At 71.9% G+C, this 18,235-nt stretch carries 14 protein-coding genes; 7 read left to right on the forward strand and 7 right to left on the reverse strand.

All coding sequences use genetic code 11. The features are described from left to right. Positions 1-161: 161 nt before the first annotated feature. Positions 162-1,013: an AMP-binding protein gene (locus tag RM446_RS21060; RefSeq protein ID WP_311547120.1), complete on the forward strand. Its 852-nt coding sequence runs from the start codon at positions 162-164 to the stop codon at positions 1,011-1,013. A gap of 63 nt (positions 1,014-1,076) precedes the next feature. Here RM446_RS21060 and RM446_RS21065 read toward each other — a convergent pair whose 3' ends face one another. Together RM446_RS21065 and RM446_RS21070 are read right to left on the reverse strand one after the other, a co-directional pair. Then, positions 1,077-2,027 (reverse strand): alpha/beta hydrolase, encoded by a 951-nt coding sequence (locus RM446_RS21065; RefSeq protein WP_311547121.1) that lies wholly within the window; start codon positions 2,025-2,027, stop codon positions 1,077-1,079. A gap of 99 nt (positions 2,028-2,126) precedes the next feature. Further along, complete coding sequence (locus tag RM446_RS21070) at positions 2,127-2,693, reverse strand: ATP-binding protein (RefSeq protein WP_311547122.1); 567 nt, start codon at positions 2,691-2,693, stop codon at positions 2,127-2,129. 355 nt (positions 2,694-3,048) lie between these two features. On the opposite strand from RM446_RS21070, the gene RM446_RS21075 reads away from it, so the two are divergent. The 5 genes from RM446_RS21075 to RM446_RS21095 all read left to right on the forward strand — a co-directional run bounded on the left by RM446_RS21075 (position 3,049) and on the right by RM446_RS21095 (position 9,804). After that, on the forward strand, positions 3,049-4,017 hold the full coding sequence (locus RM446_RS21075; RefSeq protein ID WP_311547123.1) for an ATP-binding protein: 969 nt from the start codon (positions 3,049-3,051) through the stop codon (positions 4,015-4,017). A 574-nt stretch (positions 4,018-4,591) separates the two neighbouring features. Beyond that, positions 4,592-6,169: an ABC transporter substrate-binding protein gene (locus RM446_RS21080; RefSeq protein ID WP_311547124.1), complete on the forward strand. Its 1,578-nt coding sequence runs from the start codon at positions 4,592-4,594 to the stop codon at positions 6,167-6,169. A gap of 88 nt (positions 6,170-6,257) precedes the next feature. Next, positions 6,258-7,208 (forward strand): ABC transporter permease, encoded by a 951-nt coding sequence (locus tag RM446_RS21085; RefSeq protein WP_311547125.1) that lies wholly within the window; start codon positions 6,258-6,260, stop codon positions 7,206-7,208. After that, positions 7,205-8,107 carry an ABC transporter permease gene (locus RM446_RS21090; protein WP_311547126.1) on the forward strand — a complete coding sequence of 301 codons (903 nt, stop codon included), beginning with the start codon at positions 7,205-7,207 and terminating at the stop codon, positions 8,105-8,107. Before RM446_RS21085 ends, RM446_RS21090 begins: the two co-directional genes overlap by 4 nt. Then, the gene (locus RM446_RS21095; protein ID WP_311547127.1) at positions 8,104-9,804 is read left to right on the forward strand and encodes an ABC transporter ATP-binding protein; all 1,701 of its coding nucleotides are present in this window, start codon (positions 8,104-8,106) and stop codon (positions 9,802-9,804) included. The genes RM446_RS21090 and RM446_RS21095 overlap by 4 nt, the downstream gene beginning before the upstream one ends. A gap of 124 nt (positions 9,805-9,928) precedes the next feature. On the opposite strand, the gene RM446_RS21100 is transcribed toward RM446_RS21095, so the two are convergent. From RM446_RS21100 to dxr, 5 genes are all read right to left on the reverse strand, one after another. Continuing rightward, positions 9,929-10,771 (reverse strand): GNAT family N-acetyltransferase, encoded by an 843-nt coding sequence (locus tag RM446_RS21100; protein WP_311547128.1) that lies wholly within the window; start codon positions 10,769-10,771, stop codon positions 9,929-9,931. Positions 10,772-10,966: 195 nt separating this feature from the next. Then, on the reverse strand, positions 10,967-12,553 hold the full coding sequence (locus RM446_RS21105) for an alpha/beta hydrolase (RefSeq protein ID WP_311547129.1): 1,587 nt from the start codon (positions 12,551-12,553) through the stop codon (positions 10,967-10,969). Between the two features lie 191 nt (positions 12,554-12,744). Further along, a complete protein-coding gene (ispG, locus tag RM446_RS21110) occupies positions 12,745-13,902 on the reverse strand; it encodes a flavodoxin-dependent (E)-4-hydroxy-3-methylbut-2-enyl-diphosphate synthase (RefSeq protein WP_311547130.1) in 1,158 nt (385 codons plus the stop codon). Between the two features lie 429 nt (positions 13,903-14,331). Further along, a complete protein-coding gene (locus tag RM446_RS21115) occupies positions 14,332-15,690 on the reverse strand; it encodes a M50 family metallopeptidase (protein WP_311547131.1) in 1,359 nt (452 codons plus the stop codon). 22 nt (positions 15,691-15,712) lie between these two features. Next, positions 15,713-16,912 (reverse strand): 1-deoxy-D-xylulose-5-phosphate reductoisomerase, encoded by a 1,200-nt coding sequence (gene dxr / locus RM446_RS21120; RefSeq protein ID WP_311547194.1) that lies wholly within the window; start codon positions 16,910-16,912, stop codon positions 15,713-15,715. Positions 16,913-17,113: 201 nt separating this feature from the next. Here dxr and RM446_RS21125 point away from each other — a divergent pair, with 201 nt between their 5' ends. Continuing rightward, positions 17,114-18,151, forward strand: a complete 1,038-nt coding sequence (locus tag RM446_RS21125) for a trypsin-like serine peptidase (RefSeq protein ID WP_311547132.1) — start codon at positions 17,114-17,116, stop codon at positions 18,149-18,151. Positions 18,152-18,235: the final 84 nt, after the last annotated feature.

Here is an 18,235-nt window from a genome sequence, read left to right on the forward strand (position 1 = left end):
CAGGGGTGGGCAGCAGCAGTTCGCCGAAGGGCGTGGTCTCGGGCGCGTCGCCGAAGGCCACCACCTGGCGCCCACGACACCCGCCGCACGGGAGTGCCGGGCTCGCCACGTGGAGGGGGCGTGACGAGCCCGGCACGCGATCGCGGCTAGATGGGGGACCGATGAGGGCCGACGGATCCGACGACGACCGACCGCCCTTCCTCGGCGGCGCCGCCCCGGTGGGGTCGCTGACCGGCGGGCTGCTCGCGCGACTGCGCTGCACCGAGGCCCGGCCGCTGGTGTCCGACTCCGGCGGGACCGCGGTCCGGGGCGCGGACTTCGCCGCCACCGTCGAACAGGCCGCCGCCGGGCTGGGCAGGCGGGGGATGTGCCCCGACGACATCGTCGGCGTGCTGGCGCCGGTGTGCCCGGAGCGGCTCACCGCCGTCTACACCGTCATGGCGATGGGCGGGCTGGCCCTGCCGCTGGACCTCGACTCCGACCTGGAGACGATCACGGAGATCCTCACCGCCGTGGACGCCCGGATGATCCTGGTGACGGCGCCGCTGGCGGGGATCGCCCGCGAGCTGGCCGACCACTCCCGTGTGCGCCAGGTGGTGGCCTTCGGCGACGCGCCCGAGACCACGCCCTTCGGCGAACTGCTGCTGCCCAGCCCGGACGGCAGCGGTTACGACCCCGCGCGCGGGCTCTTCGACAACGGGATCCTGGACTGCTCCGAGGGGGAGTCCGGAATCGAGAGCACCTTGCACGGCCACCGCGAGCTGCTGGGGCGCTTCCACGAGGTCAGCGCCGAACTCGCGCTCACCTGCACTGACACTGTCGTGCTGGACGCCGCCTGCGACGAGTCCGAGCGCGCCGTGCTGGGCGCTGCCGCGCTCTGGGCCGGCGCCTCCGTGGTCGTCGCGCCCGTACGCGACCAGCGCGAGGCCGCCGCCGTCGCCGAGGCGCACGGCGCCACGGTGCGCTGCTCTCCCTCGCCGCAGCGGATCGCCGCCACGCACCCCGCCGGCTGAACCCCCGCCGCGCGTCCGCACGGCCCGGCGCCCGCGGGGGCCGACCCGCCCCGCGGCACCCCGCTAAGAACCGGGACCGTACAGGGCGGCGCGAAGCGCGTCGAAGGCGGGCTGCGCGGCGGCGCGGGCCGCGGGCACCGCGTGCATGAAGCGCAGAAAGCTGTGCACGAGCCCCGGGCTGTCCTGCCACCGGGCGTCCACGCCGGCCTCGCGGAGCAGCTCCGCGTAGGCGGCGCCGTCCTCGCGCAGCGGATCGAGTTCGGCGGTGAGCACGAACGTCGGGGGCTGGGTCGCCGGGTGGGGCGCCTTGGCCGGGGGGAAGTAGGCGGGCAGCCGCTCGGCCGGGTAACCGCCGAGGAAGCTGCTCATGTACCAGTCCATGTTCTCGGGCCGCAGGCCCGCCGAGCCCGGCTCCGCATCGCGGCCGGTACCGCCGCTGCCGGCACCGGTGGCGGGGTAGATCAGCAGCTGGAAGGCGGGCGGGGGATCGCCGCGCTCGGCGGACATGAAGGCGACCTGGGTGGCGAGGAAGCCGCCGGCGCTGTCGCCGGCGACGGCCACGCGGCCAGGGTCGGCGCCCAGCGCCGCCGCCTCGGCCAGGACCCAGCGGTAGACCGCGTAGGCGTCGTCGACGGCCGCCGGATAGGTGTGCTCGGGGGCGAGGCGGTAGTCGGCGGCGACCACGACGGTGCGGGCCTGCTCGGCCAATAGCCGGACGGCGTTGTCGTGGGTCTCCAGCCCGCCGACGACGAAACCGCCGCCGTGCAGGTAGAGCGTCAGAGGCAGGTCCCGCTCGCCGGTGGGCCGGTAGAGGCGGGCGCCGATACCGGGCGCGCCTTCGGGGCCGGGGACCACCAGGTCACGGATCTCGGCGGGCTCGGCGAGCCGGGGGGCGGCCAGGCTCTCGGCCCGTTCGCGGGCGCGTTCCGCGGCGAGGTCGAGGGATTCGTCCCAGACCACGCGGGGCTGTGCTGCCAGGTAGTCCGCCAGTGCGGGATCGAGCCGGGTGGTCACGGCGGCGAGCGCTCCTCTCGTCGGTTTCGTTCGGGCACCGAGCCGGGGGGGACCCGGCGGCCGGAACCGCCTGCCGACTCGCCCGCCTGCGCGGACCGCTCAGCGCTCGGCGCGGGGCTCGATGTCGATCTCGAACCACGCCACGTGGGTGGTGTCGGTCCAGTACTCCCCGCTGCGGGTTGTGCAGCTCTCGATGATGAGCTTGCCGCGCCCGTAGTCGTCGTTGTCGGTGCGGGACGAGTCGGCGGAGTCGGCGGGCTGGGCCTTCTCTCCCTGATCGGCGACCGCGACGCGCACGCGGTCGCGCTCTGAGCGGATGAACAGGGTCATGACGCCGCCGGTCTGGCCGGAGCGGGAATGCAGCAGTGCGTTGGTGGCGAGCTCGCTGGAAGCCAGCTCGGCGTCGTCGAGTACGGACTCCGGCGGCTTGGCCCTCTGCAGGAACTCGCGCACGCGGGCGCGGATCGAGCGCACGGCGGTGAGGTTGCCGACGCAGCTCCAGACGGTGTGGTCGGTCGCAGTTCGGGAGTGCTCGCCGGACTCCAGCGCCTCGGCCTCGATCGCAGCGGAGGAGTCCGCGCCGCGCTCCCGGCGGGTGCCGGAGCAGGCGTCGGAGGCGGCTGCGTCGGCAGCGGCGTGTTCCCGGAGTCGCTGCGAATCGCTCATTCCCGTCTCACTCCCCATCACCACCGGGCGACAGCCGACGGCCTCACCTTAGACAACGCCACACCTCCACCAGGACAGCACATCCGGCCGCGATCACTCCCGCATACCCCGCAGAACACGGTTCCGTGTCGGTGGCGATTCACTCCGGGGCACGGCCGACGGAACCAGAGAAAACCCTTTGACCTGCGCATTCATGATACGTGCCGCAGCGGGCCGCCAGGACACGATCGGGTGAATTACCTGACAGGCGGCAGTTCAGCAACGATAATCGTTTCCATTACCGTGGACTCCGCCAAGAGCGGAGCCCTGCTCGAAAGCGTCCGCAATACCGGACACGACCAGGAGGAGGCCACCTGTGAAAATCGCGTTCGCCGGCAAGGGCGGCAGCGGAAAGACGACGCTGTCGGCCCTGTTCACCCGCTACCTGGCCGCAGCCGGCGCGGCGGTCGTCGCGGTCGACGCCGACATCAACCAGAACCTGGGCGCCGCACTGGGGGCGCCGGCCGACGACCTGGCGCGGATCCCGCCGCTCGGGTCGCACCTGGACGAGATCAAAGTGCTCCTGCGCGGCGACAACCCTCGGATCGCGTCGGCCGAGGCCATGGTCAAGACCACGCCTCCCGGGCGCGGCTCGCGGCTGCTGGACATGTCGTCGCGGAATCCGCTGCACAGCCGCTTCGGCCTGCCCGCATCCGGCGCGACGCTGATGGTGACCGGGCCGTTCAGCGAGGACGACCTGGGGGTGGCCTGCTACCACTCCAAGGTCGGCGCCGCCGAGATGTACCTCAACCACCTGGTCGACGGCCCCGGCGAGTACGCCGTCGTGGACATGACCGCCGGCGCCGACTCCTTCGCCTCGGGATTGTTCACCCGCTTCGACGTCACCTTCCTGGTGGCCGAGCCGACGCTGCGCGGTGTGGGGGTCTACCGCCAGTACGCCGAGTACGCCCGCGACCACGGCGTCGAGATCCGTGTGATCGGCAACAAGGTCCAGGACGACTCCGACGTGGAGTTCCTGCGCGAGCACGTGGGGACAGCGCTGGCGGCGACCTTCGGCCACTCGCCGTTCGTGCGCGCCATGGAGAAGGGCCGCCAGCCCGACCTGTCGGAACTGGAAGAGGAGAACGTCAAGACGCTGGGGTGGATGCGCGACAGCGTCGACGCGGCGGAGAAGGACTGGGCGCGCTTCACCCGGCAGAGCGCCGAGTTCCACGTACGCAACGCGCGCAGGTGGGCCGACGCCGCGACCGGCGCGGACCTGGAGTCCCAGATCGACCCGGACTTCGTGATGGGCCCCGAGGCGCTGGAGGCGCAGCGGGCCTGAGCGGCCCCGATACCCGGCGGTCGGCTCCGGCCGCCGGCCGGAGCCGCGGGGGCGCCCTTCGCACCGGGGCGAAGGGCGCCCCCGCCGCCGGGGACCCGCGCCGCTGCGGTCCTGAGGCGACTGGCCGGGCGACCGAACGTCCGCACTGCTCCAATCAATCCGACAAATCACGCATTTCGGTCATCAAACAACAAGACTTGACTTCCCGTGTGTATCGATTGCATCACGAAACCGAGCACGGAACTGACATTTTCCACCCCGCGAACGACGCTCGACCCGCCTGCGGTTCGGTACGCGCGGTGGGTGTTGCGATTATCGCAAATTCGCAGGTGGGAAGCGAAATTGTGACGTTGGGTGATCAAACTGCAATAGCGGTGGCAGGGACTCTCGAATCACGGTAAGTGACCGATTGAACACGGGTTGACGTGCGTGTTTCCGGTGACAACCATCGAACGGTCGGCGTGCTCCCCCCTTCTGCGCCGGCCGGCGCGACCGCTGCAACCGACTCTCTCCCCGCGGGGGGCCTGGTCGGCGGACCGGCGCCGTGTCCGATCCCCAACCGAATCGAGGTCCCGTGCCGCCCTCTGTCGACAGCGATCATCCGGGAACCGAGGCTCCTCCCACCCGCCGAAACGTTCTGAAGGCCGGCGCCGCCGGTGCCGTCGTCGTCCCCGCCCTCGCGGCGTGCGGCGGTGGCGGTTCCAGCGAGGCCGGCAGCAAGCGGCTGCGCGTGGGCGTGGCCGGCGGATCGGCACAGGACACCCTGGACGCGCACACGCCGACCGACAACACCGACATCGCCCGCTGCCACAACCTCTACGCCAGCCTGTGCTACTTCGAGACCGACTACTCGATCCAGATGGCGCTTGCGGAGTCGGTCGAGCCCAACGACGACGCCACCGTCTGGACGGTGACCCTGAAGAAGGGCCTCACCTTCCACGACGGCTCGCCGATCAACGCCGACTCGGTGATCTTCACGATGCGGAGGCTCACCGACCCCGATGCGCTGGCCGTCAACAGCGAGCAGCTGTCGACCCTGAAGCGCGACGACCTCAAGCGGGTCGACGAACACACCGTGGAGCTCCCGTTCAGCGAGCCCTACGTCATGCTGCTGGACCTGCTGGCCGAGTACTCCATGGGGCTCGTGCCCGAGGGGTACGACCCCGAGAAGCCCGTCGGCGCGGGGCCGTTCAAGTTCGCCGAGTTCACGCCCGGCCAGCGCAGCCTCTTCACCAAGTTCGACGGCTTCTGGAAGGGCGCACCCCAGCTGGAGGAACTGGAGATCGTCAACTTCCCCGACGAGACCGCGCGCGTCAACGCGCTCCTCGGCGGCCAGGTCGACGCGATCAGCCAGCTTCCGCCCAGCCAGATCGAAGTCGTGCGGGCCAACCCCAACATCCGGACCCTGGAGTCCGAGACCGGCATGTGGGTTCCGTTCACCATGCGCGTGGACAAGGCCCCCTTCGACGACGTCCGCGTGCGCCAGGCCTTCCGGCTGATCGTCGACCGCCAGCAGATGGTCGACCAGGCCCTGGCCGGGTACGGCAGCGTCGCCAACGACCTCTACGGGCGCTTCGACCCCGCCTACGACGAGGAGAAGCTGCCCGACCAGCGCGAGCAGGACATCGCCGAGGCCAAGCGGCTGCTGGAGGAGGCCGGCCACGGCGACGGCCTGGAAGTGACGCTGGTCACCGGCCCCATCAGCACCGGAGCCGAGGCCGCCGCGCAGGTGTTCAAGGAGCAGGCGAGCAAGGCGGGCGTGACCGTCCAGCTCAACCAGACCAACTCCACGGAGTACTACGGCGACAACTACCTCAAGTGGACCTTCGCCCAGGACTTCTGGAGCACCCGGAACTACCTCTCCCAGGCGGCGCAGGGGTCGATGCCCAATGCGGCGTTCAACGAGACCCACTGGGACGACGAGGAGTGGCTGGGGGTGGTCCGCGAGGCCCGCGCCACCGTCGACGACGACGAGCGCAACAGGCTGATCCGCAAGGCGATGGAGATCGAGCACGAGCGCGGCGGCTACATCATCTGGGGCTTCGTCAACATCCTCGACGGCTTCCACCGCAAAGTGAAGGGCCTGGAGCCCTCGGCCACCGGCCACCCGCTCACTTCCTACGGCTTCTACCGCGTCCGTATCGAGGAGTGACGGCGCCCGCGCCGCTCCCCGCGGCGCGGCGCCCGTGCCGTGCCGCCTCCGATCCCCGCTGACCGATGTCTCGCAAAGGTCGTCACACATGTCACGTCTGATCCTGTACCGCCTGGGCTACGGGCTGCTGACACTCTTCGTGGTGTCGCTGGTCGTCTTCTTGGCGACCCAGGCCCTGCCCGGCGACGCCGCCCGCGCCATCCTGGGCCGCGACGCCACCGCCGAGCGCGTCGCCGTCCTGCGCGACCAGCTCAACCTCAACGACCCGCTCGCCCTGCAGTACGGCAAGTGGGTCGCCGGGGTGTTCACTCTCGACCTCGGCGACTCCTTCGCCAACGCCCGCCCGGTCGCCGAGTACCTGGGGCCGCGGGTGGCCGGCAGCCTGACGCTGCTGGGGCTGTCCGCCCTGCTCGCCACACCGATCGCGCTGCTGCTCGGCGCGCTCAGCGCCATCCGCCGCGACCGCGCCGCCGACCACGCGACCTCGATGGTCTCACTGGTGCTGGCCTCGCTTCCGGAGTTCGCGGTCGGCATTCTGCTGATCCTGGCGTTGTCGACCGGTTGGCTGCACCTGCTCCCACCCGTGTTCGCGGGCACCGCGAGCGCGGTCCTCGCCGATCCGGTGCAGCTCATCCTGCCCGTACTGACCCTGGCGATCGCGGTGAGCCCTCCCATCGTCCGGATGATGCGGGCCTCGATGATCGAGGTCTTGGAGAGCGAGTACGTCCAGCAGGCCCGGCTGAAGGGCCTCTCCGAGCGGGTGGTCATCTGGCGCCACGCCGCTCCCAACGCCATCGGCCCCGTCGCCCAGGTGATCGCCGTCCAGCTCGGCTGGCTCGCCGGCGGTGTGGTGGCGGTGGAGTTCCTGTTCGCGTTCCCCGGCATCGGCCTGGCGCTCATGGACGCCATCTCCACCCGCGACATCCCGGTCATCCAGGCGATCACGCTGCTGATCGCCGCGGTATACATCGTGGTCAACCTGCTGGCCGACGTCGTGGGTCTGGCAGCCAACCCGAAGGTGAGGGTGTCCGCCCGATGAGTACAGCAACCGCTCCCGCACCCGAGGCCGCGGCGGCCGCACCCGGCTCCCCGCAGCGACGTGAAGGGCTGTTCCGCGCTGCGTGGCGGCACGGGCGCACCAAGGTCGGAGTGACCCTTGTCGGCGTGATCGTGCTGATAGCCGTCATCGGGCCGTTCGTCAGCCCGTACTCCCCCACCGAGCTCGTGGGCATCCCCAACCGGGCCTCCGTGGACGGCACCGTCTTCGGCACCGACGGCATCGGCCGCGACGTGCTCAGCCGGTTCCTGCACGGCGGGTACACGCTGATCTCCATCGCGGTCTCCGCCGCACTGGGCGGCGTCCTGCTGGGCACCGTGCTCGGCGTCATCGCCGGCTACCAGCGCGGATGGCTGGACGAGGCCATCATGCGCGTCAACGACATGGCGCTGGCGTTCCCGCAGCTGGTCCTCGCCCTGCTCGTCATGTCGATCATCGGCCCGCAGGTGTGGCTGATCGTCGCCCTGATCGGCGTCTCCCACGCCTGCCGGGTGGCGCGCGTGGCCCGTGAAGCGACGCTGAAGGTGGTCGAGCAGGACTTCGTCAAGTCCGCCGAGGCAATCGGCCTGCCCCGCTGGCGCATCATGACCGCCGAGATCCTGCCCAACATCACCAGCCCGCTGCTGGTCGAGCTGGGTCTGCGGATCACCTACTCGGTCGGCCTGATCGCCACGCTGAGCTTCCTCGGCATGGGCCTCCAGCCGCCCACGGCCGACTGGGGACTGATGATCAACGAGAACCGGATCGCGGTCACCGTGCAGCCCTGGTCCGTGGTCCTGCCCGTCGCAGCGGTGGCGCTGCTGACCATCGGGGCCAACCTCATAACCGACGGACTCTCGCGAGCGTCGATCGGTATCGATCGCGGGGTGGAGAAGCAATGACGATCCAGGACACCGCCCAGCACAACGCCGAAGAGGAGGAGCGCACGGCGCTCCGGGTCGACGGGCTGACGGTCATCGGCCGGCCCTCCGACGTCGAGATCATCTCCGACATCTCCCTGCAGGTGCGCCGCGGCGACATCCTGGGCCTGGTCGGCGAGTCCGGGTCGGGCAAGACGACCCTGGGCCTGGCACTGCTCGCTCATTGCAAGCGCGCCACCGAGGTCACCTCGGGCGGGATCACGCTCTCCGGCGAGCCGCTGCTGGGCCGCAGCGACGCGGACGTCCGTGCGATGCGCGGGCGCGCGGTCGCCTACATCCCGCAGTCCCCCGCCTCGGCGCTCAACCCCGCGCTGCGGCTGGGAACCCAGCTGCGCGAGGCACTGCACGACGCGACCGGCGGTGCGGAGCCCGAGGGCGCCACGGCGGTCTCGGACACCGATGCCCGCGTCCGCGAGGTGCTGCGCGAGGTCGCCCTTCCCGAGGACGACAAGTTCCTGCGCCGCTACCCGCACCAGCTCTCCGGCGGGCAGCAGCAGCGCGTGGCCATCGCCATGGCGTTCATCGCCTTCCCCGACCTGATCGTGATGGACGAGCCCACCACCGGACTCGACGTCACGACCCAGGCGCACGTGCTGCAGACCATCCGACGGATGACGCGCGAGTACGGCACCGCCGGTGTCTACATCAGCCACGACATGGCGGTGGTGGCCGACCTCGCCGACGACCTCGCGGTGATGTACAAGGGCGACGTCGTCGAGCACGGTCCTGCCGCCCGGGTGCTGGCCGACCCGCAGCACCCGTACACGATGCAGCTGCTGCGCGCGGTGCCGCTGCTCAAGACCGAGGGGCACGCCGACCCGGCCGAAGCCGCCGAGGACGCTCCGGCGCCGCTTCTGCGGGTGCGGGGCCTGCGGGCGGGCTACGGTTCGACGACGGTGCTCAGCGGCATCGACATCGACGTCGACCGCGGCGAGTGCGTCGCGCTGCTCGGCGAGTCGGGGTCGGGCAAGACCACGCTGTCGCGGTCGCTGGTGGGCCTGCACCACCAGTTCAGCGGTGAGGCGGTCTTCGACGGCGAGCAGCTGACCACCAGCAGCTACCGGCGCACCGCCGAGCAGCGCCGCCGGGTGCAGTACGTCTTCCAGAACCCCTACGAGGCGCTGAACCCGCGCAAGCGCGTGCGCGACCTGATCCTGGCGCCCTATACCCACCTGGTGGGCAAGCCGGCCGCCCCTGACGGGATCGTGGACAACGCCCTGGAGCGCGCCGCGCTGCCGGCGTCCTACGGCAACCGCTACCCGGACCAGCTCAGCGGCGGCGAGCGCCAGCGGGTCTCCATCGCCCGTGCGATCGCCACGACACCCGACCTGCTGATCTGCGACGAGATCACGTCGGCGCTGGACGTGTCGGTGCAGGCCGAGATCGTAGAGCTGCTGCGCAACCTGCAGCGCGACGGGATGGCACTGCTGTTCGTCACGCACAACATCGCACTGGTCTCCAACATCGCCCAGCGGGTGGCGGTGTTGAACAAGGGCGAGATCGTCGAGTACGGCGACGTGGGCACGGTGATGTCCAGCCCGACGCACTCCTACACCCAGGCGCTGATCGCCGACACGCCCGACTTCGAGCTGTCCGTCGGCGAGGTGCAGCAGCCGGAGTCCCCCTCCGCCGGCACCTCCGCCGCGGGCCGCGACTGAGCAGGCCGGGACCCGGCGCAGTGGGCACGGGGACCGCGGCGCCTCGGCCGCCGCGGTCCCCGACCTGTTCCGCCCCCTGCGGGTGGCGGCCCGGGCTCCGCGGGCGCCGCGGCACCGCCCGCCGCTAGAACAGCACCGAGCGCACCGCCCCTACCTCGCGGAACCCCACCGCGCGGTAGGCGGCGCGGGCGGGGCTGTTGAAGTCGTTGACGTAGAGGGTCACCCGCGGCGCGATCTCGGCGAGGGCGTAGCGCACCACGGCGGCCATGCCGGGGACGGAGTGGCCGCGCCCGCGCAGCGCCGGGTGCACCCACACGCCCTGCACCTGGCAGGCGTACGGAGTCACCGCGCCGATCTCGGCCTTGAACACCACCCGGCCGTCCTCGATGCGGGCGAAGGCGCGGCCGGTGCGCACCAGCTCCTCGATCCGGGCCCGGTAGAGCGAGCCGCCGTCGCCGGAGTCGGGCGGGACGCCGACCTCCTCGGTGAACATCGCCACGCAGGCCGGCAGCAGGATACCGATCTCGCCGGGGGTGACGCGGCGCACCAGCGGGTCCGGCTCGCGCCGGGACGGCTGGGAGATCTCCATGACCGGCTGCCGTTCGCGGATGGTCCTGGCCGGACCCCAGGCGGGGCTGAGGCGGGCCCACAGGTCGGCCACGGGGTCCACCGGGCCGACGATGGAGGAGCAGCGCCGCCCCTGCCAGCGGGCGTGCTCGGCGAACTGGCGCACGGCGTCGGGTCCGGCGTCGACCGGGACCAGGTTGGCGCCGGCGTAGCACAGCGCCGTGATGCGGCCGCGTTCGATATATCCCCACAGCTCGGCGCCAAGCCGACCGGAGTCGATGCCGCCGCTGCGCAAGCGCGAGCTGACGAAGACGTTTCCCACGGGGTCGGCGTCGAGCAGGGCCTGGACACTGTCGCGGTCGCGCTCGTCGAGCACACGCACCGATGAGGTCCGCAGCACCCGCATCACCCCGTCCGGTAGCGGGCGGCCCCGCCGTGCGCGCTCGGCCGCCGGTCAGCGGCCTGGTGGGTCGGGCCCGCGCCGTGAACAGTCATGTTCCTCGCTTCCCAGACTAATCGACCGCGGACAGCGCACCGCTCCCGGTGCGAGCGCGGCTCGTCCGCACGCGGACCGGCCGGGTGCCGGGTCGGGCGGTCACGGGCGCAGTAGGGCCGGCGCGGCCTGCGGTTCGCGGGAACCGGGGGTGTCGCCGGGCGCGGCTGCGGGTTCGGGTTCGGGGGAAGCGGGGCAGACGAGGTCGGCCGCATCCGGTCCGCCGGCCGGGGGCAGTGTGCCGTCGCGCAGGTAGTCGGCGACGGCGCCGTCGACGCAGGGGTTGCCGCCCAGCGCTACGCCGTGGGAGACGCCCGCGCGCTCCAGCACGAGCCGGGCCCCGGGGAAGCGGTCGCGCATCGCGAAGGCGCCCCCGACCGGCGTGGGGCCGTCGTCCTCGGCCTGCACCAGCAGGGCGCCGCTGATGCCGCCGCCGTCCACGGTCGGCCAGGTGCCGTCGGGGGCGGACCAGAACGCGCACGGCATATTGTACCAAATATTGTTCCATCCCTGGAACGGCGCGTCGGCGTGGGCCTCCTCGCCGTCCTCCAGCCAGGTACGCGTGTCGCGCGGCCACCGGGAGTCGGTGCACTGGGTGGCGAGATAGGCGCCGTAGGAGGCGTCGCTCTCGGCGCTCTCGCCGTACGTGCGGTGGACCTCGGCGAGTCCGGCGGCGTCGCCGCGGGCGTGGTCGGACAGGGCGCGCGCCAGCTCGGGCCAGGTCGCCGAGGAGTAGGCGGCGGTGAGGTAGGTGTTCTCCAGCTCGGTCGGTCCGACGGTGCCCTGGGCGGGGGCCTCGGCCAGGTCCGAGCGGGTGCCGTAGTAGGCCTCGGCGGTCTCGCCGGCGGTGTCGCCCAGGCCGTAGGCGTCGTCATGGCGCGCCGTCCAGGCGAAGAAGTTCTGCGCGGCCTCGTCCAGCGACCGGCTCTGCCGCAGATTGGCCTGGTACCAGGGGCGGCCCGGGGCGACGACGCTGTCCAGGACCAGGCGGCGCACCCGGTCGGGATGGCGGGTGGCGAAGACCGCGCCCAGCAGGGTGCCGTAGGAGTAGCCGAGGTAGTCCACGCGCTCGACGCCCAAGGCGGCGCGAATGGCGTCGATGTCGTCGGCGGAGTCGACGGTACTCATGTGCTCCAGCAGGTCGCCGCCGGTAGAGCGGGCGCAGTCCGCTGCATAGTCGGCGGCCCGGTCGACCAGAGCGGCGGAGTCGGTTGCCGTCTTCGGAACGGTGTCGGGGCGGGGCGCCTGGAAGTAGCCGGTGTCGCAGGAGACCGCGGGCGTGGCGGCTCCGGTGCCGCGGGGGTCGAAGCCCACGACGTCGTAGTGGTCGCGCAGGTCGCCCGGCAGGGACGCCGCGGTGCGGGCGGCCCAGGTCCGGCCCGGACTGCCCGGCCCGCCCGGATTGACCACCAGGGTCCCGGTGCGCTGCTCGCGCGCGGGCACGCGGGAGAGCGCCAGTTCGGCGGTGCCGCGCTGCCCGGCAGGCGCGCCGCGGTCGAGGGGGACGGTCAGCCTGGCGCAGCTCATCGGGACGCCTTCGGGCGCCTCCAGCCCGGAGCAGTCGCCCCAGTCCAGCCGCTGCTGCGGCGCGTTCGCGGCCGCGGCCGTTCCCGGCACCAGGGCCAGCGCCACCGTCGCCAGCGCCGCCGTGTGCGCCGCCGCCGCGGCGGCCCATCGGGAAGAAGCCACGCCCCACCTCCTCGACTTCGTGTCACCGGACGAATTCTCTCCGTAGCCGACCGGGATATGCGGAAGCGACACGGCGGGCCTGACCGGGGCGATCCGATGCCGGCGGCCCGCTGCGTCGAACACCCCGGAGGGCGCGGTGCCCGCCGGGGTGCTGCGAACGGCGCGACCGGTGCTGCGCCGGCCGCGCGGGCTCAGCCCGCGACCGAGACCGAGGGCTCGCCGGGCTCGGCGCCGTCGGACTGCATGCCCTCGGCGATGCGCATCGCCTCGTCGATCAGCGTCTCGACGATCTGGGACTCGGGCACGGTCTTGATGACCTCGCCCTTGACGAAGATCTGGCCCTTGCCGTTGCCGGAGGCCACACCGAGGTCGGCGTCGCGGGCCTCGCCCGGGCCGTTGACCACGCAGCCCATGACGGCAACCCGCAGCGGGACCTCCATGCCTTCGAGGCCGGCGGTGACCTCGTCGGCGAGCTTGTAGACGTCGACCTGGGCGCGCCCGCAACTGGGGCAGGAGACGATCTCCAAGCCCCGCTCGCGCAGGCCCAGCGACTCCAGGATCTGGTTGCCGACCTTGACCTCCTCGGCCGGCGGGGCCGACAGCGACACCCGGATGGTGTCGCCGATGCCCTCGGCCAGCAGCGCACCGAAGGCCACCGAGGACTTGACGGTGCCCTGGAAGGCGGGCCCGGCCTCGGTGACGCCCAGGTGCAGCGGGTAGTCGCACTTCTCGGCCAGCAGGCGGTAGGCGTTGATCATCACGACCGGGTCGTTGTGCTTGACCGAGATCTTGATGTCGCGGAAGCCGTGCTCCTCGAACAGCGAGCACTCCCACAGCGCGGACTCCACCAGCGCCTCGGGGGTGGCCTTGCCGTGCTTCTCCAGCAGCCGCTTGTCCAGCGACCCCGCGTTGACGCCGATGCGGATGGGCACGCCGGCGTCGCTCGCGGCCCGGGCGATCTCGCCGACGCGGTCGTCGAACTTGCGGATGTTGCCGGGGTTGACCCGCACCGCGGCGCAGCCGGCCTCGATCGCGGCGAAGACGTACTTGGGCTGGAAGTGGATGTCGGCGATGACCGGGATCTGGGACTTCCTGGCGATGATGGGCAGCGCCTCGGCGTCGTCGGCGCTGGGCACCGCGACGCGCACGATCTGGCAACCCGACGCCGTCAGTTCGGCGATCTGCTGCAGGGTCGAGTTGATGTCGGACGTGACGGTGGTCGTCATCGACTGCACGGAAACCGGGGCGTCCCCACCGACCGGTACGTTGCCGACCATGATCTGCCGCGACTTCCGCCGCTGAGCGAGCGGACGGGGCGGGGCGGCGGGGATTCCAAGATCGACGGTCACGCGTTTTCACCTCACGGCTGCCGGGGGCTCGGCCGGCAGCGTCGTTAGAAGTCGGTTTGAAATCTGGGCAGCGGACAGCGAGGAGCCGCCGCCGGGGGCGCCGGGACCAGAGTCCGGGCGCTCCGACACGCTGCCAAGGCTACCCGTATCGAGCAGGACGTTACGCCGTGACCAAGAGAACAGAGGGTGACCGTTCGCAGCGTGATTGCGGTGATTCGCCCCGCATCGCATTCCGGAGATCACCGGCGAAGCGGGGCGAAGGGAGCACGCGGGTTCGGCAGTGGACGTTCACTCGGTTCCCGCAGGCCCCATGCGTCACAGGCGGCACGATAGCGCGCGATCACGGGCATGGTCGACGTCCACCGCATTTCGGGACCTCCGCGCCGACGGCCGCGGCTGCCTGCGGCAGCCGGGGCCGTCGGCGCCGGGTCACTGCGTGAGACGCACCGGATTGACCACGTCGGCGACGAGCAGCATCACACTGAAGACCACGAAGCAGGCCACGACTATGTAGGCGACCGGCATCAGCTGCGCCACGTCGAAGGGCCCGGGGTCGGGGCGGCGGAACAGGCGCGCGAAGCCGCGCCGCACCCACTCCCACAGCGCACCGAAGATGTGCCCGCCGTCCAGCGGCAGGATCGGCACCATGTTGAACGCGAACAGGAACAGGTTGACCCCGGCGAGCATGTTGACCAGGAACACCACGCGGTCGGTCATCGGAATGGGCTGCGCCAGCACCTCGCCGCCGATGCGCGAGGCGCCCACGATCCCCACGGGGGAGTCGACGGTCCGCTCCTCGCCGAGGAAGGCGGCGCGGAACACGTCGTCGACCTTCGCGGGCAGTCCGATCAGGGCGTCGGCCACCCCCACGACCGACGCCCACATGCGCTCGGCCGACTCGCCCACGGTCAGCGGGCTGCGCTCCTGCGCGAAGGTGATGCCCAGGAACCCGGCGGTCTCGGTGGCGGGCACCCGGAAGCCGCGGTCGTCGGTGACCGGCTCGCCGTCGGGCCCGGTCTTGTACACGATCTCGCCTTCGGCGTCGCGCGCGACGACCTGGTTCTCGATGAGGTCGACGGTGAGCGTCCGCCGCTCGCCGCCGCGCTCGACGGTGAACTGTGTGGGCCCGGTGTGCTCGCGGATGGCCGAGTTCGCGGCCTGCCAGCCGGGCGTGGGCTCCCCGGCGACGGCCACGATCTCGTCGCCCGGCCGCATGCCGGCCTCCATGGCCGGGCTGGGCTCGGCGCCGGGCGGGCAGTCGGTGGTGGCCGCGTCGGCCGGCAGCACGCACGTTGAGACCGTGTTCACGGTGGTCGTCTGCTGGGGGACGCCGATGCCCATCATGATGGCGGCGAACAGCATCACGGCCAGGATCAGGTTCATCGCCGGCCCGCCGGCCATGACGATGATCCGCTTCCAGGGGGCGCGCTGGTAGAACTGCCGGTTCTCGTCGCCGGGTTCGAGCTCGACGCTGTTGGCCTCGCGGGCGTCCTCGATCATCGCCCGCCACCGCGACATCGGCTTGCCGGAGCTGTCGCGGGGCTTGGCCGCGGGCGGGATCATGCCGACGAGCCGCACGTAGCCCCCCAGGGGCACGAGTTTCACGCCGTACTCGGTGTCGCCCCACTTGCGCGACCACAGGGTCTTGCCGAAGCCGACCATGTACTGGGTGCAGCGGATGCCGAACATCTTCGCGGTCGCCAGGTGGCCCAGCTCGTGCCAGGCGATCGACAGGAGCAACCCGAGGAAGAACAGGACGATCCCGAGCGCGGTCAGAAACGTGACCATGGAACTCTCCCCGTACCTCTCGTCATGCCGCCCGCGCGATCAGCTCGCGGGCGCGGCGGCGCGCCCAGTCATCGGCCGCGTAGAGCTCGGCCGGCGACAGGTCGGAGGCCGCTGCGCCCGCCCGATGTTCTGAGACTACCTGTGCCACCGTGTCCACGATGGCGGGGAATGCCAGGCTCTCGTCGAGGAACGCGGCCACGGCGACCTCGTTGGCCGCGTTGTAGACGGCGGGCGCGGTCCCCCCGGCCGCACCGACCTCGCAGGCCAGCGATACGGCGGGAAACGCCTCGTGGTCGAGCGGGGCGAAGGTCCAGGTATGGGCGGAGGCCCAGTCGATCGGCGGCGCCGCCGCGCCCACGCGCTCGGGCCAGCCGATGCCGTAGGCGATGGGGATGCGCATGCTCGGGGGGCTGGCCTGGGCCAGCGTGGAGCCGTCGACGTACTCGACCATGGAGTGGATGACCGACTGGGGGTGCACCACCACTTCGATGCGGTCGAAGGGTATGTCGAAGAGCAGGTGCGCCTCGATGACCTCCAGCCCCTTGTTGACCAGCGTGGCGGAGTTGACGGTGATCACCGGCCCCATGTCCCAGGTGGGGTGATTCATGGCCTCGGCGGGCGTGACACCGGCCAGCCCGTCGCGGCTGCGCCCGCGGAACGGGCCGCCGCTGGCGGTGATGACCAGCCGGCGCACCTCGTCCAGCGGGGCGGCGACCTGCCCTTGGGCGAGGCTGGCCAGCTCGCCGGGCGCGGCGCGCGGAAAGCACTGGGCAAGGGCGAAGTGCTCGGAGTCGACCGGCACGATCTGGCCGGGTTGGGCCGCCTGGCGCACCAGCGGCCCGCCGATGATCAGCGACTCCTTGTTGGCCAGCGCCAGCAGACGCCCGGCACGCAGCGCCGCGAGCGTGGACTCCAAGCCCAGCGCGCCGGTGATGCCGTTCAGGACGACGTCGCACTCCCAGGCCGCGAGCTCGGCCACGCCCTCGGCGCCGGCCAGGACCTTGGCCGCCGATCCACGCTCCCGCAGGCGCGCGGACAGCCCTTCGGCCGCCCGGGGGTCGGCCACGGCCACGGCCTCGACGCCCAGCGCCGCTGCCTGGTCGGCCAGCAGGTCGGCCCTGCCGCCACCGGCCGCCAGGCCGACCACGCGGAAGCGGTCGGGATCGGCGGTGACGACCTCGACAGCCTGGGTCCCGATCGAGCCGGTGGAGCCGAGGACCACCACCTCGCGCCGGCGCTGGGCAGGGACGTCCGCAAGCAGCTTCTCCGCGATTCGCACACTGCCATTGTCGCCCATGTCCGCGGGCCGCTCGGCGCCGTCCTCACAGGGGCCGTGGGCGCAGCCGAAACAGGAGCCCACCGACCCGCCGCACATGCCCGTGGTAGTCATCCGAACACAGAAAGTGTGTCATGCTCCGGGGCCATGCACTCACTCGTCTCCCATAAGCTCGTCGGCATCCTGCTCAGCGCTGTCACGGCGCTAGCCGGCGTTCTTGGAGTCGAACCCGCCGGTGGCGCCGTCGGCGAGCCCCAGGCCGGCGCCGCCGCGGAGGCCGCGGCCCCTCCGCAGGACGCGCTCTACCGGGCAGCGCCCGCCGACCGCAGGCAGGACGGCGTCGTACGGCAGGCCGCCGCCGGTACCGACGAGCACCCCGAGGTGCTGGCCTACTGGACCCGGCAGCGCATGGCCGAGGCGACGCCGTTGGCCCCATATCCCAACGACCTCGCCGACGGCCCGCTGCCGAGCACCGGTGATGCCCAACACCAGGCGGCCGGCGGCTCAAGCACGGGCAAGCCCTGGCGGGGCGGCGGTCGCGTGGCCCGCACCACAGGCAAGGTCTTCCTCACCTTCGACGGGCGCGACTCCACCTGCACGGCCTCGGTCGTGTCGGCCGACAACCGCGACACCGTCATCACAGCCGGGCACTGCCTCAAGGACGGCACCGGCCCGTGGGCGGCCAACTGGGCCTTCGTCCCCGGCTACGACGACGGCGACAGCCCGCACGGCCGCTACACCGCCCGGCAGATGTTCGTGGCACCGCAGTGGGCCGACGGGGCCGACGACAGCTACGACTTCGGCATGGCGGTGCTCAACCGCTCCGACGGCGCCCATGTCCAGGACCAGGTCGGCGCCCAGCCCATCGCCTTCGGCGTCGAGCCGACCGACCCCACGTTCTCGTTCGGCTACCCGGCCACCGGCAGGTACCAGGGCCGACGGCTGCACTACTGCTCGGGCTCCACCGTCGACGACGAAGGCGGCACCACCGCCAAGGGCATGGCTTGCAGGATGACCCAGGGCTCGAGCGGGGGCCCGTGGTTCGACCGCTTCGACGAGGAATCGGGCAAGGGGACACTGGTCTCGGTGACCAGCTTCAAGTACGCCGACGACAGCCGCACCCACTACGGTCCCCACCTCGGCGGCGCAGCCCGCGAGGTGTACAAGCGCGCCCGGTCCTACTAGTCCCGAGACGGGCGGCGCGGTTCCGCGTCCGGCGCGCACCGAGACATCCCTCACGCCCGGCAGGGGTCCGCGGCGGCCTGTGAA

The sequence above is a fragment of the Streptomonospora wellingtoniae genome (assembly GCF_031845375.1).
Taxonomy (GTDB): Bacteria; Actinomycetota; Actinomycetes; order Streptosporangiales; family Streptosporangiaceae; genus Streptomonospora; species Streptomonospora wellingtoniae.

Coding starts and splice junctions, on each gene's coding strand:
- RM446_RS21070 (WP_311547122.1), bottom strand. CDS start 2,693: ATGAGCGATTCGCAGCGACTCCGGGAACACGCCGCTGCCGACGCAGCC.
- RM446_RS21115 (WP_311547131.1), bottom strand. CDS start 15,690: ATGGTCACGTTTCTGACCGCGCTCGGGATCGTCCTGTTCTTCCTCGGG.
- RM446_RS21060 (WP_311547120.1), top strand. CDS start 162: ATGAGGGCCGACGGATCCGACGACGACCGACCGCCCTTCCTCGGCGGC.
- RM446_RS21095 (WP_311547127.1), top strand. CDS start 8,104: ATGACGATCCAGGACACCGCCCAGCACAACGCCGAAGAGGAGGAGCGC.
- RM446_RS21090 (WP_311547126.1), top strand. CDS start 7,205: ATGAGTACAGCAACCGCTCCCGCACCCGAGGCCGCGGCGGCCGCACCC.
- RM446_RS21125 (WP_311547132.1), top strand. CDS start 17,114: ATGCACTCACTCGTCTCCCATAAGCTCGTCGGCATCCTGCTCAGCGCT.
- RM446_RS21085 (WP_311547125.1), top strand. CDS start 6,258: ATGTCACGTCTGATCCTGTACCGCCTGGGCTACGGGCTGCTGACACTC.